16 protein-coding genes are annotated in these 18,638 nt (G+C 50.2%); 2 read left to right on the top strand and 14 right to left on the bottom strand.

Features of this window, described 5'->3' with window-relative positions; all coding sequences use genetic code 11:
- Positions 1-76 precede the first annotated feature (76 nt).
- The 5 genes from BUA40_RS07425 to BUA40_RS07445 all read right to left on the bottom strand — a co-directional run bounded on the left by BUA40_RS07425 (position 77) and on the right by BUA40_RS07445 (position 5,813).
- Positions 77-1,177: an expansin family protein gene (locus BUA40_RS07425; RefSeq protein ID WP_072800005.1), complete on the bottom strand. Its 1,101-nt coding sequence runs from the start codon at positions 1,175-1,177 to the stop codon at positions 77-79.
- Between the two features lie 124 nt (positions 1,178-1,301).
- Positions 1,302-2,006, bottom strand: a complete 705-nt coding sequence (locus BUA40_RS14375; protein ID WP_072800006.1) for a hypothetical protein — start codon at positions 2,004-2,006, stop codon at positions 1,302-1,304.
- Entirely contained in the window at positions 2,006-2,743 is a 738-nt protein-coding gene (locus BUA40_RS07435; RefSeq protein WP_072800007.1) for a tetratricopeptide repeat protein, read from the bottom strand. The genes BUA40_RS14375 and BUA40_RS07435 overlap by 1 nt, the downstream gene beginning before the upstream one ends.
- Before the next feature lie 83 nt (positions 2,744-2,826).
- Positions 2,827-4,599 (bottom strand): NPCBM/NEW2 domain-containing protein, encoded by a 1,773-nt coding sequence (locus tag BUA40_RS07440; RefSeq protein WP_083585331.1) that lies wholly within the window; start codon positions 4,597-4,599, stop codon positions 2,827-2,829.
- A gap of 14 nt (positions 4,600-4,613) precedes the next feature.
- Entirely contained in the window at positions 4,614-5,813 is a 1,200-nt protein-coding gene (locus tag BUA40_RS07445) for a M18 family aminopeptidase (protein WP_072800009.1), read from the bottom strand.
- 96 nt (positions 5,814-5,909) lie between these two features.
- Between BUA40_RS07445 and BUA40_RS07450 the strand changes: the two genes are divergently transcribed.
- Both BUA40_RS07450 and BUA40_RS07455 read left to right on the top strand, forming a co-directional pair.
- Positions 5,910-6,917: an MlaD family protein gene (locus BUA40_RS07450; protein ID WP_072800083.1), complete on the top strand. Its 1,008-nt coding sequence runs from the start codon at positions 5,910-5,912 to the stop codon at positions 6,915-6,917.
- The gene (locus tag BUA40_RS07455; protein WP_072800010.1) at positions 6,911-7,678 is read left to right on the top strand and encodes a hypothetical protein; all 768 of its coding nucleotides are present in this window, start codon (positions 6,911-6,913) and stop codon (positions 7,676-7,678) included. The genes BUA40_RS07450 and BUA40_RS07455 overlap by 7 nt, the downstream gene beginning before the upstream one ends.
- Before the next feature lie 7 nt (positions 7,679-7,685).
- Here BUA40_RS07455 and BUA40_RS07460 read toward each other — a convergent pair whose 3' ends face one another.
- The 9 genes from BUA40_RS07460 to BUA40_RS07500 form a co-directional block, all read right to left on the bottom strand.
- Complete coding sequence (locus BUA40_RS07460; RefSeq protein WP_072800011.1) at positions 7,686-8,582, bottom strand: hypothetical protein; 897 nt, start codon at positions 8,580-8,582, stop codon at positions 7,686-7,688.
- Between the two features lie 2 nt (positions 8,583-8,584).
- Positions 8,585-9,478, bottom strand: a complete 894-nt coding sequence (pyrF, locus tag BUA40_RS07465; RefSeq protein WP_072800012.1) for an orotidine-5'-phosphate decarboxylase — start codon at positions 9,476-9,478, stop codon at positions 8,585-8,587.
- A complete protein-coding gene (locus BUA40_RS07470) occupies positions 9,478-10,722 on the bottom strand; it encodes a TrmH family RNA methyltransferase (protein ID WP_072800013.1) in 1,245 nt (414 codons plus the stop codon). Before BUA40_RS07470 ends, pyrF begins: the two co-directional genes overlap by 1 nt.
- A complete protein-coding gene (gene dxs / locus BUA40_RS07475) occupies positions 10,719-12,587 on the bottom strand; it encodes a 1-deoxy-D-xylulose-5-phosphate synthase (protein WP_072800014.1) in 1,869 nt (622 codons plus the stop codon). The genes BUA40_RS07470 and dxs overlap by 4 nt, the downstream gene beginning before the upstream one ends.
- Positions 12,587-13,474 (bottom strand): polyprenyl synthetase family protein, encoded by an 888-nt coding sequence (locus BUA40_RS07480; protein WP_072800015.1) that lies wholly within the window; start codon positions 13,472-13,474, stop codon positions 12,587-12,589. The genes dxs and BUA40_RS07480 overlap by 1 nt, the downstream gene beginning before the upstream one ends.
- Before the next feature lie 105 nt (positions 13,475-13,579).
- Positions 13,580-15,460, bottom strand: coding sequence for a hypothetical protein (locus BUA40_RS14380; RefSeq protein ID WP_143149726.1), 1,881 nt, complete (start codon positions 15,458-15,460; stop codon positions 13,580-13,582).
- Positions 15,453-15,980, bottom strand: coding sequence for a hypothetical protein (locus BUA40_RS07490; protein WP_072800017.1), 528 nt, complete (start codon positions 15,978-15,980; stop codon positions 15,453-15,455). The genes BUA40_RS14380 and BUA40_RS07490 overlap by 8 nt, the downstream gene beginning before the upstream one ends.
- 65 nt (positions 15,981-16,045) lie before the next feature.
- The gene (locus tag BUA40_RS07495; protein WP_072800018.1) at positions 16,046-17,761 is read right to left on the bottom strand and encodes a carboxypeptidase-like regulatory domain-containing protein; all 1,716 of its coding nucleotides are present in this window, start codon (positions 17,759-17,761) and stop codon (positions 16,046-16,048) included.
- On the bottom strand, positions 17,758-18,600 hold the full coding sequence (locus BUA40_RS07500) for a TIGR02147 family protein (RefSeq protein WP_072800019.1): 843 nt from the start codon (positions 18,598-18,600) through the stop codon (positions 17,758-17,760). Before BUA40_RS07500 ends, BUA40_RS07495 begins: the two co-directional genes overlap by 4 nt.
- Positions 18,601-18,638: the final 38 nt, after the last annotated feature.

Here is an 18,638-nt window from a genome sequence, read left to right on the forward strand (position 1 = left end):
GTTGGTCCTCCCTTGGCTCTCTGTTTTCTTGATAAATAATTTAAAAAGATTTTAAAGGAGCCAAGTGCTGCGTTGATTATTCCCGGTGTTCGTAGAGATACAGATTCGCTTCGGGCACGGCAAGTTCGGAACCCTTAATTTTCCATTCGTCATCGGTTCCGGTGCGGTACTTGACCACGACACGATAGCGGTTGTCGGTCTGCAGCACTGCTTTCGGAACTGTCCAAAAGTTTTCGGTACCCACGACCATTTCAAGTTCATGGGCATCACGAGTGTCAATACCCAAAATCGTAATGGATTTAACCATGTCCTTGGGGTTACGCACTTGGATGATGCTCCAAAATTCGCTGGCGCCTTCCTTGACCCAAATCGAGGTGGAATCGCCCCACACGCCTTCGACGCCTTCGCAGCTCACGAATTCCCATTCGCCGGAATAGCGGCCCACTTGAATTCCCATGATGTCAGAAGCAGGAGCGCCGCCCAAGTCTACGCCGCAGTTTGCATCGGGGCAACGGTCGGTAATGCGCACCGTGACTTCTTTCCAGCCGTCCGGCGTCCTCGCCTTCACATGCACGCAGCCACCGCAAGCGGCGCCGCCATTCCACGGGCCCTTTTCATCGCCCGGAGAAACGTTCACATGGATTGCCGCATAGTATTGAATATTGGTCTGGCCGTAATTGCAGGCGCCACCCAAGCTCGTTTCTTTCGCCGTAATGCTTCCGTAGGTAGTCACAGAACCCTTGCCGCCGTTTTCGGTGAGCTCGGGGTCTGCCGCAGTAAAGCTATCGCAATTCGTGCACTTGCCATCATCAGCCTGCCCTGAACTTTCAGGGTCATTAGAAGACGCTGGTGCAGAATCAGAAGATCCTGGCGCCATACTTGACGAAGAAGCCTCCGACACAACGGACGAAGAGGGGCCCTGAGTTGATTCAGAAGAGGTTGCGGTATTTTCGGAGGAACTCGGATCTGCATTAGACGAAAGCTTTGATTCCGAAGAAGTATTTTCCGAGTTCGAAGACTTTGCTCCGGCAGAATTATCCGCCGAAGAACTAGACGTCAGCGAGCTTTCGCTTGAAGGTGTGTCAGTGGCGTTCGTCGCCGCCGAATCGTCACCGCAGGCGACAATGCCTGCTCCTACCAAGGCGCTAAAACAAAAAACAAGGGCAAGATTTCTCATACCCTTGAATATATATTATTTATGGAGAAAAAGACTATTCGCCTTACCAGTCGTTGCGCTCGTTGAGCGCAAGACCTTGCGGGTATCAAATGCGAACCCACAAGTGGGTTCTCGCTTGATACCCTTACCAGTCTTTGGCCGGTCTGGCTTGGCCGCGGAGAGGTTTCCAGGGCTTGCGTTCGCCGTTCTGCTCGTCGAAATCCTTCAACAGCTGGGCCGCGTCTTCAGGGCTCATTTCACCCATCTGCACCGGCTGTTCCTGCGGTTCTTCGCCACCATTGCTGTCGCTCGATTCGCCTTCAGGCTGCTGTTCGGGCTGTTGGCCTGCACCGCCTTCGTTGCTGTCAGAGCTTTCGGCATTTGAATTGCTAGACTGGCCGTTTTCACCATTTTGATCTTGATTCTGGTCCTGATTCTGTTGGTCCTTATCTTGATCTTGCTGGTCTTTGTTCTGATCTTGGTTTTGCTGATCCTTATTTTGATCCTGATTCTGGTCCTTGTTTTGGTCTTGGTTATTATCCTGATTCTGATCTTGGTTCTTATCGTTCTTCTTGTTTTCGTTTTTCTGCTCGTCCTTGGCCTCGTGAATACGGTCCAGGAGCATTTGCAGTTTCTGATCGTTCGGATAATATTGCAGGCCTTCGTTACAAGTAATTTCTGCCGAGGGCAAGCGGTTTTCGATATACTGGAACGCCGCATCGCTGTAATAGGCGCTTGCCGACTTCGGTGCCGCAAACGCTGCCACTGCAAGGAAAAATACAACTGCAAAAATCTGAATAGCTCGCACCTCGAAGCGACCGAAGGGAGCGTGCCCATAGCTCATAGCCATTAGATTACCTCCAGGTCGTTGTCGGTGTTACTGGCGTCAATCTTCGCCTTGGGCTTGCGGCCGGCCTTGATTTCGATGACGTCGTCAATGCGCTGTACGTGTCCGCTGAGCTGGCCGGCGGTCTCGTCTTCGGCAATCAGGTTCTCGAGCATTTCCTTTGCTTCGGCGTACTTGCCGTCTTTGCAAAGCTGCAAGGCTCGCGCCAGAACTTCCTTGGCCTTGTCGCTCAAAGGCGGCTGCTTCTGGTCGTTATTCTGGTCTTGGTTCTGGTCCTGATTCTGCTTTTGCTTGTCGAGTTCTTCTTTCAGTTTGCGCTGAACGATTTCCACGTTCTTTTTCGCATTTTCAAAAGTGTTGTCAAGGTCAATGGCCTTCTTCAAGTAAGCGACCGATTCGCGCCATGCAGCAATGCGTTCGCTACCTTCAGCCGCTTTTTCGCCCATGCGGAAATGCGTATTCGCCAAATTGTAGGCTGCCTTCGCCGCCATCTTTTTATCCGGCATGCGCACGGCGCTCTCAAGCTCTTTCTTGGCTTCGTCATAGTTGCCGAGCTTGTACTGGCAAGTTCCGATATTGTAGAACAAAAGCGGGTTTGCAGGCTCCGCTTCACGGGCCTTCATGTACTTTTCGAGCGCACCGGCGTAGTCGCCGTTCTTAAACAATTTATTGCCGTCATTAATGGGGCGCGCCCACAGCCCGGCAGCAAGTAAACACATCAAAAAAACAAGTAAACGCATTCTAAAACCTTCAACTAAGAATATACAAAAATGCCTGGCACGCGGCCAGACACTCTATTAGGTAAAGATATGGCTTGACTTTATTAATCTACGTGAATAACCGGATTCACCCAGTCAATGTGGTCAAAATTCTTGGAGCCCAGTTCATCGGTTTCAAGAGAAATTTTTTTACCACCGCGAATGTCCAAGTCGGCAGTTGCCGTCTGGCGGCCTTCCATACGCCCGCTACGCCAGATTTCCTTGTCGTCGACACGCACGATAAATTCTACCACACCGTTGCCCGATTCATCGTCAACGCCGCAAGTTACGGTAAATCGAGAAGCGTTTTCCGGAAGCGCGTAAACATGTTTCGACGGAGCATGCGATCCGATTCCGTTAAGGTAAAGTGTGCCGTTCAAATGCAATGGATTATTGTCGACCGTTTTGCCGATATTCGTGTTGCCGTAGCCTTGAGACTGGTGTAGCAATTTCAAGTCATAAACAAAGCTTTCACCCTTCTTGAGGTGGTAAGCGGTTTTTGCCTGCTGCAAATAGCTCCCGCCCACATCTACCAAATAAATCAAGGCAAACAATGCATACGGCACAAGTGCGGGCAACTTCACCTTGCCGCAAACTCGCAAAGCCTTGTCAAGTGCCGCTGGCGCAAACGTATGCGCCATATACGCAAACATCACCACGATGCCCGCCATGGCAATCCAGAACCAAAGCGCGCTTCCGCGAATCGATGTCATCATCGAAATGTTCAAGAAGGCGACCATCGAAAGGAGTACCGCCCAAATCACGACCGGGCGGTTCTTGCAGGCGACTCCTGCAATGGCAACGACAGCGGCGGCAAGCACATAACGTTCGTGCATGCAGGGTAAAATCATAAAGAAGGCTAACGCATTCAATGCCGCCAAGGTCATCACGCGCGATACCGGCAAGCGCTTGAAGAAGGTCAATGCCATTACCGCGACCGAAATAACCACAAAGAAAATCTTTCCTAGCAGGCCCGGATTCATGAACGAGGGCGCCCATTCAAAAATCGGCCTGGATTGCGGTGTCATGTTCCCCGAGAATACCATCCACAAGTTACCCGCATTCATCGATGCATAAGGGTATTCGTCAATGGTGCTCAAGTAGGCCTGTGCAAATTCCTTGCTAAAGTTTCCTGCAATAATAAAAGGCAGGAATACCAGCAGGAACATGGCGGCCATTGCCAAGAGGCCTTTCCACATGACTTTGCGGTAACGCAGCGAAAGCGCTCCGAATACCGGCAAGAACATGATCATTTGGAATTTGGTCAAGAGTCCAAGCATGAACAGCGCCATGCCTATGGCGTAGGTTTTAGGCTTAGAGGCGTACCAAAGTCCCCACACGCAGAATGTCACCGGCAATACGTCGACCTGTCCCCAAATCGGGCCATCCAGGTAAAACGCCGGGTTTGCCACCACTAGGAGCATCACGACGGTTTTTACTTCGGGAAGCCAGCTCTTTTTATGAATGCGCAACCACACAAAATGAGCAAGCGAAATGTGGGCCAAAATCACCGGGAAAAGGCAGAACTGCTTGAGTTCATATTCCAGATCCATGTTGAGGCCGGTAACCTGGTAAATCCAGCCGACCACGCGGAGCCATAACACATAAAGCGGCGGGTAGTTGCCGGTAAAGTTACCGACCCCATGCTGCAAGTCGCTTATCCAATGCTTCCAAAAAGTCAAGTCAGAAGCGAAGCCGATTCCGTGCAACATTACGAAATTCAACAGGATAACAAGCAGGCCCCACAAGGCGAAAGAATCCTGTTGAAGGCAGCCCTTGATTTTTTGGGGGAATGCAGACAAGGTACTTTTCAATGAAAACTTTATCGGTAAACGCATACGGGTAAATATAATTATTTCCAGAACGCTCTAAGCAGAAGTGTCATTTTTTCGTGATCTCTGACATCTGTCATTTCACGAATGCTGTGCATGCTGAGCATGGGCTCGCCAATGTCTACCGTCGGGATTCCAAGCGAAGCCGAAATTGTGGGGCCAACCGTCGAACCGCACGGCATGTCGTTGCGCATCACGAATGTCTGATACGGAATATTATTTTGTTCGCAAAGAAGCTTGAAACGGGCGCTTGAAAATACGTCACTGGCGTAGCGCTTTTGTGAATTTATCTTCAATACGACGCCTTCGCCTAGAATCGGAGCGTGGTTGGGTTCATGCTTTTGCACAAAGTTCGGGTGTTCGGCATGCGCCATATCGATAGACAGAGCTAAACTAGACGAGAGAACGCTCGCAAGCTCGCTACAGACGAGAGACGAAACGGATTCCAGCACGCTTTTCAAGAAGTTGCCGGCGGCGCCTTCGCGGGTTTCGGAACCAACCTCTTCGTTATTGAAGAAGGCGGCAACCTGAAAGTCCTTTTCTAGGGGTTGGCCGGCAGCAAAGGCTTCGGCAATGGCGTGGCAACTGCTCAGGTTGTCAAGGCGACCCGAGTAAATCCATTCGTTTTCGAGTCCGCCAAACTGCGCAGGCTGCGCGTCAAAGAGTTGCACGTCAAAATCCAATAGTTTTCCGCCTTGCGGGACTTCCTGTTGTAATATATCTGTAAACTTTGTACCGATACTTGCAGTCCACAAGGCGTTTAAATCGGTCTGCGGGTTCACTTTGAGGCCTTCCTGGTTGACGCCGCGATTTAGGTGAACTGCCAGTTGCGGAATGCGGACAAATTTATTTCCACGGAACAACTTTGTCTGTACTGTTCCGTTCATTTCATAGGCAAGCAATCCTGCGTAACCCAGGTCCCGGTCCAGCCAGCTTGTATAAATGGGGCTTCCGTAAATTTCGGGATGCAGGGTTTGAATTCCTGCTGCGGCACGGTCCGGGTTGGGGGTGATTTTCAGGGTCGGAAAATCCGTATGGGCTAGGGCTATCCTAAACTGGGAGTCCGAACAAATTTGCTTTGGGATTCTTACGGCAATCAAGGCGCCACCACGTTCGAAAAAACGGGTGTTTTTGTCGCTTTTGGCGTTAAAAAGGGCTTTTAACGTCTCTACGGTATGGTAAGGGGTCACCGATTTGTTCAAAAATTCAAAGTATTTCATGCCTTAAAAATAGATATTACAATGATTTACAAGTATTTCGCATACTTTTTTTTACCTAAGGACTTTATTGCCAAGTCTTTAATCTATATTCTTGACATGGCTTTTAAACCATTAAAACGTATCAACTGGATGGAAATGTCCGGCCTCCTGGTCGGTATCTTCTTTGCCGTTGCCGTGATGGTTTTTGGCATTGTGCTTTATGCAAGGCTTTTCACCTCCGGCATGATCGGTGTGGAAGAATACCACCTGCATAGCCGCTTCGAAAAAGCATTCGGTCTTCGCCCGGGCACCCAAGTCCTGATTAGCGGTGTGAACGTGGGCCGTATCGACAGTATGTCTGTTGAAGGTGAAGGCGTCAGGATTGAGTTTATTATCAGAAAGCAGTTCCAGAACCTGATTACAGATAGTGCCACTGTGTTTGCCATGCGTGACCAGAACATGATTGCGGCGCGTGTTATCAACATTGACATTCGTCGTGGAAAGGGTAACGTGCTGCCTGATGGCGGTTTTTTGCCGCCAGGAGAGTCGCAGGATATCGAAACGGTATTGGAAAAAGTCGACATGGTTCTGGGCCGCGTGAACGGATTGATCGACGCTGCTGACACCATTCTCAGCATGGCCAAGGATACGGGAACGACTATCGGTGCATTGTTTGGCTCCAGACTTTTGTATGACAACTTGAACCGCCAGCTCATGCGTCTTGACGATATTACTTACCAAGGCAAAAAGGTTTTGTACCAGGCATCTGGCTTGTTCGATACGATTCAATATCATGTTCCTGTCTTGCTTGAAAAGGTGGATACCATTGCAACGACTGTCTCTGAAATGATGGTCGAGGTCAGACCCTTGCCGCAAAAGGTGGACAACGTGATGGGCCGTGTTGACGGTTTGATGGGTCAGGTGGACAAAACCTTCGGCCGTGTCGATGGACTCTTGAACGAGGTAAGCCTCGTAACCTCTGGACTTTCGGACTTTATGGAAGCGACGGAGCAGACGCTCCAGAATGCAGACGACTTGATGGCTGGCGTTTCGAACATGTGGATTGTGAAACGTTCCATGCCTAACCAAGATTCCGTGCCCTTCATGGTGGAGACGTTATGGTAAAGCTCAAGACTGCCATTATCGCACTCCTTGCCGCAGGTTCCATTGCAAACGCTTCCGATTCGGGCGTTTACTCGTTTCGCGCTCAAAGATCTTTAGACAAGGGTAAATTCGCAAAGGGTTACAACCAGCTTGAACGCGCCCTGCTTGCAAGCCGCAAAGAAGCCGACTTGCTTTCTGAAGGCCGCGTGCTGGTTGCTATGGCACAGATCCGTACCATGAGCCTCGACCTGAATTTCGCAGACTCCTTACTCTCGGTCGTCCGCAAGGATGTTCTCGACCAAGGCACCCTTCTGCAATACACGAAGGTGAAAGTCAGTCTTTTGAATGCCCAGGAAAAATTCAAGGAAGCCGCAAAGACTTGCAACGCCTACGACGAAAAAGCCTTGAAAAAGGCAGACGAAACGGCTCAGGCCGCATTCTACGGTGAATGTGCCGTTGCTTATGCGGCCGTTCGCAGCGACCGCGCTCCTGATGCTTTAAAGATGGCTGGCAAGCGTTCCGACAAGAAGGGCGGTTTCTACGCCTTTACCGCCGCCCGCATGGCAGACCTTTCCGGAAGCAGCGAAGCTGATTCCCTTTACCGTGTCGCCGAAGAAAAGGCAATCAAGGCAAACAAGCCTTACAACACGGCAACCATTCTTTATTATCGCTCTAAATTGAAAAGCACGCCTAAAAACGAAGTAGCGGACTTGAAAGCCCGCTGCAAGAATGCTTTTGAATTGATGGGTCTTCCGAACAACGCCAAACGTTGCGCGGAATAATTTCAACTTAATTTGCTGAACTATCTGCCGGAGTGTTGACTGCGGCGGTTGTGTCGATGACTGCTGTCGAGTCCGTTGCTGCTGTAGAATCTGCTGCGGCTTCTTTCGCCTTGGCTTCTGCTGCGAGTTCATCGTCACGAATCTTCTTCATGGCGAGCAGTTCGCGATAAACGACTGCCGGGTGAATCTTGCCGTCAGCCATGCCGTCGACGAGCGTTTTGATTTTTAGGAAGGTTTCGTTCTTCTCTAAATCTTCGCCGAAGAAATTGTAACCGAGCAACTTGGTGATCTTTGTGTAGAAGCTCCTGCGGAACTTCTTGAAGCGCGGCTGCATCACGTCGTTCAAGATCGTTTCAAGCGCCATTTCGGTCTGCATCGAGTCAAGTTCAAAGCTACGGTAAATGGTGCGGATGTGATCAGGAATCGTCGTGTCCGGGCTATCGAAATACTTGCGCATTACGTTAGCGGCTTCAGTCCTGTTCGGGTAAGGCCCGCGAGCAAGGCGAAGTGCATAGTAAAGTGACAGACGCCAGTTCTCGGGATACACGCGGCTTGCACGGCGCAATACCGAGAAGTCAGACGTGTCAGGAGCATCGACCGGAGTAACACCGCCTACAAAGTAATACGGCGTGTAGAACAAGGAGTCAAGACTGGTTGAAAGCTCAGCTACGTGACCGAGGTAAGCATATTCCTTACCCGTCAAGTAGCTTTCGCCGAGTTCCGTCAGACCCTTGATCCAGAAGAGCCCTGCGACTGAAGCGTCATGACCTGCAGCCACATAATGTACTGTCGAAGCCTTCGGCAAGAAAGACTCGTCGAAGTTCGTACCGGGAAGCGGCTTCGCGAAATGGAAAGCCGCCGCGATAACTGCGATAGCAACGATGATGGCAGCAAGGAAACGCATACTTAAATCTGGCAGGCCTCTGCGAGTTTTTCGAGAGCGTCTACGCAATCGCTTGCGAAGTTTTCAGGATGACCGCTGCGCTGGTAGGCAAAGTTCAAACCACTGGAGCTGTTGAGCACGTGGAACTTGCGCTTGCCACCGCCATTGGCGATAGCCGTAAGCACGGTCTTTGCGTCACCGCCCTGACCGCCCGGAACACCAGGAATAGACACGCCCGGAATCAGGAACGGAATTTCGTGCTTGTGAGCAACCGTGTAGGCGGTAATCTTTTCGAGTTCTTCAGGATGCGTTGCACCGACCACGGCGCCGAGGTAACCGAGGTTGGCGTCCCATTCCATAATCTTGTCGGCTACGGAATAGAAGGCTTCGGCAACATCGCGCGGGTCGTCGCCACGGACCACCGGCAAATCCTGGAAGTCGTGGGCGCCCTTATTGCTCGTGCGGAGCAAAACGTATGCACCGTTTTCAGAATTTTCGCGAATGAACGGACCCACGGAATCGGCGCCCATCCAAGGAGACACCGTCACGGCATCAGCCTTGTACACATCGTAAGCGGCGGTTGCATAAGCTGCGCTCGACTTACCGATGTCACCGCGCTTGGCATCCAGAATCACGGGAATACCAGCACTGCGGTAGTCAGCAATCAGCTGCTGCAGCACGAGCATGGCCTGCACGCTCACGCATTCGTAGTAAGCGCTATTCGGCTTCACCACGGCGGGTGTCACGTTGCGCTTGAGGCAGCATTCCAAAATTTCAGAATAGAAACGCTTGATCTTGTCTTCGACGCTACCTTCGGGGCAGCACGGGTCAATCAACTTCATGACCGGATCCATGCCGAGGCAAATCGGGTTACCGCACTTGGCGATACGTTCTTCTAAACGGGCCTGAAAGTTCATTACTTCAAATCCTCTTGAATCTGGGCGGCTTCGTAGCTAAGGATACCGTGAGCGACAGCGACGTTCAGGGATTCGAGTTCGCTGCTCATCGGGATCTTCACCGTTTCGTCGGCGAGTTCAATGAAGTACGGGTTGGTGCCGGCGCCTTCGTTACCCACGAGGAATGCCATCTTGCGAAGCTTGTTCTGCGGAATCTGACGCAGGGACTGCTTGGCGTGCAGGTCGGTAGCGATAATGGTGTAGCCCTTGCTGCGGAGGAAATTGATCTGGTCAACGAGATCCACGTCGAATTCAAAAGGCACGCGGAGGAACGTTCCCGAGGAACCGCGCACAACCTTCGGATTGAATGGGCTCACGGTACCGCGGCCAAGAATCATGCCGTCAGAACCAAAGCCGAGGCTTGTGCGGAAAAGCGTACCGAGGTTACCCGGATCCTGTACGGCGTCTACGAGCGTGATTACGCTGCGGCTAGATTCATAAACCGGCTTCTTGCTTGCAATGCGAGCCACGGCAACAATGCCCTGCGTCGTCACCGTCGAAGAAATCTTCTTCATCTGTTCTTCGGTGAGGATGTTCAGCTTGATTTCGGCTTCGTTGATCTGTTCGATCAAGGCTTCGTCATTAAAGCCTTCGGTCATGTACACACCGATAACGAGTTCGCGGTGGTGAGACACGAGTTCCTGCACCACGTGCACGCCTTCGCCAAGGAAGCGGCCTTCGCGTTCGCGGCCCTTTTCAGTCGTAAGGGCAAGGAGCTTCTTGAACCAAGGCGGATTGAAGTTGGAATCTTCAGAAGCTTCTGCCTGAGCCACGCGTGCTTCGAGTGCGGCTTCGTCCAATACTTCTTCGACTTCTTCCTTCTGTTCTTCAGGACGCTGACGGTAAATCGGAGCACCTGCAGATGCAAATTCGCGGCGCGGGCGACGGTCGCCAAAGCGCTTGTCACCGAACGGACGGCGACCTTCGCGGCCTCCGAAGGAGCCACGGTCATCACCGTCGCGACGCGGACGGCGTTCACGGTCAAAGCGGCTATCTCCATCACGGTTGAAGCGGCGATCGTCACGATCACCAAAGGGCTTCCTGTCGCCAAACTTACGTTCGCCACGGTCGAAAGAACGACCTTCACGGCCTCCGCGTTCTTCGCGGTCATCGTCACGGCGCGGACGACGTTCAGGCTTTTCGCTCACTCCGAACTTGCGGTCCAGAGTCACTTTTACGGTGCGGTTTTTATTTTCTTCGCTCATACTTTTTCCATGATTTGTTTGGCGACGGATTCTCCGTCAATTTTCAAAAGCTTGAACAAGGCAGGAATTTCGCCCTGTTCCACAAAATGATCCGGCAGGCCAAAGCGCAGCAGGCGCTTGTCGGTGTAGCCGAGATCAGCAATGAGTTCAGCCACGGCAGAACCGAAACCGCCCACCAGCGTGTTGTCTTCGAGCGTCACAATCGTCTTGTGTGCGTCAAAGAGCTTGCGGTAAGCTTCGGTATCCAGCGGCTTGATAACGCGAGCATCCACGACCGTGGGGTTCTTTCCGTTTTCGCGGAGAACGGCGGCCGTCTTCTTCAGTTCGTTCGTCATGAAGCCTGCACCCAAAAGCAAGATGTCCTTGCCTTCTTCCAGAACCTTCGGAAGCTTCACGTCCACGGTTTCGGGAGCGGGTTTCAGGTGTTCTTCGAGTGCGGTCCCGCGCGGATATCGGATCGCGACAGGGCCCTTCATATCGATAGCCGCGCGCACCATGTCGCGCAGTTCGTTTTCGTTGCTCGGCGCCAAGATGGTAATACCCGGCACCGTGCGCAAGAATGACAAGTCGAACGCGCCATGGTGAGTCGGGCCATCGGCTCCGACTAGGCCCGCACGGTCAAGCACCATCACCACATGCAGGTTCTGCAAGGCGATGTCGTGCATAATCTGGTCGTAGGCGCGCTGCATAAAGCTCGAATAAATCGCGACCACCGGAACCACGCCATCGCAGGCAAGGCCCGAGGCAAACGTGAGTGCGTGTTCTTCGGCAATACCCACGTCAATCACGCGGTCCGGGAGTTCCTTCGCCACAATGTCCATACCGCAACCGGTAGGCATAGCGGCGGTAATGCCGATAATGCGGTCGTCCTTCTTCGCGAGTTCAAGCAAAGTATTTCCGAACACATGCGTCAAAGACGGGTTCGGTTTTCCCGGAGCAAGCGGAAGACCGCTTTCGGGATCGAAAGGTCCAATGCCGTGCCACTTGGTCGGGTTCTTCACAGCTGCATCCAAGCCGCGTCCCTTTTCGGTCAAGATATGCACCAGGCACGGACCCGGCTGTTCCTTGACGCGCTGCAACAGCATAATCAGTTCGTTAATGTCATGGCCATCGATCGGGCCAAAATAACGGATACCGAGATCTTCAAAGAATCGACCCGGCTTCACCACCGTCTTCGCCGCATTTTCCGCCTGCAGGAACAAGTCGCGGAAACGAGATCCCAGAATGCCCGGGAGACGCTTCATCAGGCGGTCGAGGTCCGAACGCATCTTGTTGTAGACCGGGTCCGAAATCACGCGGTTCAGGTACTTGCTGAAGTTACCCACGTTCGGAGCAATGCTCATCTTGTTGTCGTTCAAGATGATGGTCATGTTCTGCTTGGAAAGACCAGCATTGTTGATGGCTTCGTAAGCCATACCGCCCGTCATGGAGCCGTCGCCGATCACTGCCACCACACTATTCTTGTGCTTAAAGTGGTCGCGCGCCACGGCAAAGCCAAGGGCGGCAGAAATAGAGGTCGTCGCGTGTCCTGCACCGTAGCAGTCGTACTCGCTTTCGTTCCTCTTCAAGAATCCGGAAATGCCACCCTGCTGGCGAAGCGTCTCGAAACGGTCGAAACGGCCCGTCAAAAGCTTGTGGACATAAGCCTGGTGCCCCACGTCCCACACAATCTTATCGTCGGGAGCGTTGAACACGTAATGGAGAGCGAGCGTCAGTTCCACCACACCCAGGCTAGACGCCAGGTGACCGCCATGCTTAGCCACTTGACCGATGATGGTCTCGCGGATCTGCGACGCCAGGTGATAAAGCTCCTCGACAGAGCAATGCTTTATGTCCTGGGGGGACTTGATATTCTTAAGGTCCATTAGTTAACCCTGGTAATGATGAATGCGGCAATGGAGCGCAGGATCTTGGTATCGCACTTGAGGCCATCCAGGGCCTTGAGCGATTCCTCGTACAGTTCATGCGCACGCTCGCGGGACTTGTCGAGACCCACGAGAGCCGGGTATGTCGCCTTACCCTTTTCGATGTCGGAACCGGCATCCTTGCCCAGTTCTTCGGTCGTAGAAACAATGTCCAGAATGTCGTCCACAATCTGGAATGCAAGGCCGATGGAACGGCCATAGTCGCGAATAATCTTGATGTCGTCTTCGCTTGCGCCTGCAAGGCGTGCACCCACTTCCAGAGAGGCTTCGATCAAGGCGGCCGTCTTGTGGTAATGGATATAGTCGACGATTTCCAAGTCAACCTTCTTGCCTTCGCATTCGATGTCGATCATTTCACCACCGATCATGCCGTAGGTACCCAACAGGTGGGCTAGGACTTCTATTGCCTTGGCGTTACCGGTACGGCCCATCAGTTCAAAAGCACGAATGCAGAGGGCATCGCCAGCCATCACGGCAGTCGCTTCGCCGAACTGTTTGTGGCTTGTGGGCTTACCGCGTCTAAAGTCATCGTTATCGATGCAAGGAAGGTCGTCGTGAATCAGGCTAAAGGTATGGAGCATTTCGAGGGCGCTCATGGCGTAATCTACCGATTCGCCCTTGCCGCCGAACATGTCGAATGCAGCACGCACCAGTGCCGGGCGGAGTCTCTTGCCGCCAGCAAACATTGAATAACGCATCGCCTCGTGGAGCCTTTCCGGACGGTCGGCTACGGGCGGCAAAAATTCATCAAACTTCTTTTCCGCTTCCTTAGAGATGCGGGACAGGTAATCGAGGGCAACAGCCGCTTCTTTTTCAAGGGTTTCCATATAACCCCAAAGATACTTAATTTCGCGATTGTATACAAGTCTAAACAGAGCGAAACAAGCCCGCAAGATGCGAAAAAACACATAAAAATGGCACTATATTTTGTGTTATTTTTCTGCCAAAACAACTTTGCGAACTTGAATAGGTTCTACATCACTCTCATATTTGGGATTATAACAATCCACATATTCATACCAAGAACCTACATTCTGCTCGTTAAAATTCCATTTCCAAAGCCATTCCTGAGAGCAATCAACAAAAGTGTTTTCTGATTTGCATCGATAACATTTTCCATTATACGCCACACAAGTACGTTTAGGCTTATCAGGCACCATGTCCAACGGAAAACCAGGACATACCCCAATCCGATTGTTATCAATCTTTTTACCAGTTTCACAATCAACCTCTCTCCACCACCAAGTATCTTGGGCATTATCATTAATCCATCCATGTTGAGCTCCCCGATCAGGATTTAACAAATAACATTTTCCTTCTTCCATATTTTGTAGCCCTTCGTTGAAAATTTGATCCGGCGAATAATCTTGATTAGGACCAATATTCAATGCAACAGCAGAATTACTACTAGTAACATATTCAGATGACGAAGAACTTTCATCATATTCTTTAGATGAAGACGAATTTATTTCTTCAGAACTTGATGTTGTTACAGAATTGACGGAAGAACAACTAAAATAATAATCCCAATCTATATCCAACGAGTCATTTGATGAACTCGAACTCGCGATCGCCTGTGACGAACTTGATTTTTCAACCAAGCCGAAATGATAAGCGCACGCATAAACATAATCGTCGAATGTTTTTAGAGGAATATCAGTATATAACAGCCCCAACGATACTTTTGCCCCAGTATCATCATAAACATATACCGAGCTTTTAACAATAGCATTATACAACTCTTCTACATCAAAATACGCCACATCAAATTTGCTTTCTGTTATTAATGAATCATGTTCAAAATCAACTTTTCCCCAAAATGAATACAACTGTCTTTCTTGGAGATTATAATGAAAGCCCATTGGTGCAATCTCATAAAAATCAGAAATACAACCATCTACTGGGGGGTCTTGGTGAGTACAATGCCAATCGCCTTCAAATTCGTGGTAACCTTGACACCCTTCTTTTTTGCACATAAAAGACATCGGCGAAAAATTGACTTCCGGAACATTAGCATGAAATTCAATTTGGCCATCACGGCACATAATATAATCATAGAAATAGAAATCACCAATCATTGCAGGGCGATTTGCAAATGTTGTATATTCCATAGAACTGCAATCATTTGGATGACCGGAATAGCAAATTTCACCGGTTCTATCAACATCACAGTCTTCAATTTCTTCATCGCAACCATCGTTTTCACTAGAAGACGAATCTATATCTTCTTTTGAACTAGAAGATTCTTCACCCTCTTTAGACGAAGAACTTTCTTCCTCAGAACTAGACGACTCTTCAGATGAGCTACTCATTTTTTCCGAAGAAGACGATTTATCATTTTGAGAGGAACTAGATTCAGAACAATTAGGGAGGGGAGCTCCACAAGAACCTCCACTAGAATTTATTTTCGTAATTTCACCACCCCATAAAGCCGCAAGATCTGTAGGTTTACATATATAATTGCTTGTACGGCAATCCTCGCGGCATGCGTCTTCAAGATCTTTAAGTTCTTGTTTCACCCAATTTGCCGAGCAAAAGTCACAACTGACCTTTGATTTCACATATCCATTTTTTGATCCAGTCAAGTCACCACAAACGGGCACCCATCCTCCATCATAACCATAATCAGAGCCTAAGCCCCCCTCGATATAGCACTCATTTGCATAATGCGCTCTTCTATCAATTTTTATAGCTGAAACAATTTCTTCTTTACTAAAGCCCTGTTGTATATAAGGGTCTATATCGTCACAATAAATAAGAGCATAGGAAAAATTATACATTAAAGCAAGAGAAATCCACATTAACTTATTCATTTGGACAATTTCCTCTTTCCTTGCATAATTTCATAAGATTTTTCAACACGCCCTCTGGCCCTGGCCGCCTAGGCAAATTTCTGACATTTTCTTGATTTAAAGAATCATTGTATTTATCTTGACGATGTTTCAATTTCTTAAAATCATCCGTTTCCATTATTTTTTTTATTTTTGATTCTTCTGTTTCACCATCCTCGCATGTCACATTAACGCTAGGACAATTGCGCTTAACGCAACGAGCCGCTTCATCACACGGCAAACCCCTACAACCTCGCAAGCAACCGTGTGTTTCAGGTTCTTTTGGCTTCGGATCAATAACATCGCTACTATTCTCCAAAATTTTTTCTTTCATTTCACTTTGTTTATTTAACTCGTTTGGCTCTTCCCTCTTTTCCGAGCATCCCACACTCAGCATAGCAAATACTAAAGCGATTACCAAATATTGTATTTTCATATAAATTTTCCCTTTTCCCAAAAGATAATAACTTTTATTTTCAAACTCTTGTAAAAACAAATTCATATACAAACAAAATAGGAATCACGTTAGTGATTCCCAATCCGTGTGACAATTTTTGTATTTGTTCCCTAGAACAATGCGCCGTAAAGCGTCACGTCGTCGATGTAGAATTCGGTGCCGTCCTGCGGGAAAATATGGAGTTGCTTGACCAAGTACTTCACGCCGCTCCAAGAGGTGAAGCAGGTTTCCGTCTTTGCATTTCCGACGCAGAGTTCAGCCGGGTTCACGCTGATGCGCTGCCAGTCTTTGGAAAGCGGCAACCATTCGGTAGCGGCCTTCAGGCTCTTATCGTCGTTGATGTAGTTTTCAAGCGAGAGGCGAATGTTTCCGTCGCCCTTGGCGTAGAACACGACGGAATCGATCGCGGAGAAATTCATCTCGTATTCGAATGTCGTACCGACAAGCACCCAGGCGTAATCGTCATCGGCAAGCTTGTATTCGCCATGGAACACCTTGGACTTGCGAGTCGAATCGTATACAATGCCGTCGGCCACGTTTTTCGCCAAAGGCGTAAGCGTCGTACCCTTGAAGAGTGCGTCCGTATTCACGTACCAACTCTTGATACCGTCTTCAAAGTCCTGCAGCACCATCACGGGGTTAGTGAACTTGGTATTGTACGGCTCGGCAATCGCCTTCCATTCGGCATACAGGGTCTTTGCGCTATCCGGCATCACAAAGTAGATATCGAGCGAATCCCTTGCCGGCACGCTGGGCAACACATAAGAGCCCGCGTTATTTGTCTTGACCAACAAATCGAGGCCGTAAACGCCCACCCACAGGAATTCTTCACCGGTACGGAGCGTTACTTTGCTCGAAATAGAGGCGGTCGCTTCCAGGCGGAGCGTGTCGAGCTTCGCGAGGTCCTTGGCCTTGTAGACTTTGGAGTATGCAAATCCGTCCTTGGTAACCGTCAGGCGGTAATTGCCCGAGTCGGGCCATTCCATTTCAAAACGGCCATTCTTGTCGGTACGCAGGTCAGATTCCACCATCGTGTTCTGCACGGCGTAATCTTCGACCTTGGCATCGGCGGCACGCAGGGCAACCGTTGCATACGTAGCCGGGGTTCCATCTTTCAAGATGGCAAGAACCTGCAAAAGCTTTTCGGGTTCAACTGTATCCGTTTCGGCCGTATCTTCCGGAGTCGTATCTGCAGGCACAGCAGTGCGGTAATCCTGCATAATCGATTCCATCGGAGTCACGAAGAGGTCCTTTTCGCCTAGGCTCTTGTCGTAGTCTTCGTTTACGAAGTACAGCTGCAGGGAGTCGTTAGCCGGAATAGACGAAAGTGCGAACCAGCCCGATTCGTCAGTTTTCACCAACATATCGGTACCCACAATACCTACCCATACCGCAGACGATCCTTCAGGAATGTCTACGACACCGGCAAGGACTGCGGTCGGTTCAAGATGCACGGTGTCGGGCTTCTGCGAAACGCCCGCTTCTGCAAATTCGCTACGGGTTACCACCTTGGAGTATGCCACGCCATCGTGTGCAACCGTCAAGCGGTACTTCCCGTCGGCAGGAATGTCGACCTTGAAGTTTCCCTTTTCGTCGGCATAGGCGTCTGCTACCACGAGTGCGTTCACTTCGCTTGCAGTAGGTTCCTTGAAGTCGACCTTACGAAGGGCCACGGTGGCATAGGAGGCGGGCTGCCCGTCAACGAGGGCAATGCCGTTGGTAGTAATGCTACCCGGTCCGCCAGCAACTTCTTCCTTGTTGGAACAGGCTACCAAACCCGCTATCGATAGCGAGAGCAAAGGCAAAAGAAAGAGCGATTTTCTCATTTTTCTTTCTCCTTTTCCTTTAGGGGTTTGGTGAATGCCAGGGGGAACATCTGGATGTTCAACTGGAATACAGTATCGTCATCCGTCCCTTCTTGGGATAAACGTAGTAAATCTTCACGGAAAGCGTTAATCTTTTCGCGCAAGAGCTGGATATCGTCCATGCAAAATGTCATGGTGACGGTGCTGATGTCCCTGAGGAACGGCTGATGCCTGTCCAGGGATTCGTCGGCTAGGCGGATCGTTTCGTGCTGGAATGCACGGACGGCCTGTGAACGCCAGTTTCCTCCGGTAGATACGAAGGTGTCGTTCACCTTCCAGTAGCCGTCGCGGTCGGTAGAAATCATGTTGAGGTCGGCCAGCAGCTTGACTGCGTCACGGGCCTCTTTTTCGGTAATGTTCGGGGTGCAGCTTTCGGCCAGTCCCTGGTAGTCGTCCTTGAACTTGCAGATACCGATTACAGAACGTATTGCATTGTAATACCAGTGGCGGTAGAACTCCAGTTCCTTCTTTTGCAACAACTTAAGAGAAACGCCCTTCAGGGCCTGCATGCGTTCGTAGTGTTGCAAGGCGTCGGCGTCGGTCTTGGCACGACCGAAATACACCATTTCTGCCCAGTAATCGGCTTCTTTGCCTTCAAGTTCGAAGAATTCTGCTGCGGGCTTAATCAGACTAAGGGGCAAGTGGATCTTGCCCTGCGATACGCGAAGGAGGTTGCCAGGATCAGCGCCCATCTTCATGGCCATGTAGCGCCAGGAGATGACTGTCTTACGCTGCTTAAAATCCTCAAAAGCATCCCTCAACCACTCGCGATAGTCCGTATATTCAAAAATCTTCTTCATAACTATAAAGATAAATCATTGACTATCAAAAGCCTATG

The organism is Fibrobacter sp. UWT2, assembly GCF_900142545.1.
In the GTDB taxonomy this organism is placed as follows: domain Bacteria; phylum Fibrobacterota; class Fibrobacteria; order Fibrobacterales; family Fibrobacteraceae; genus Fibrobacter.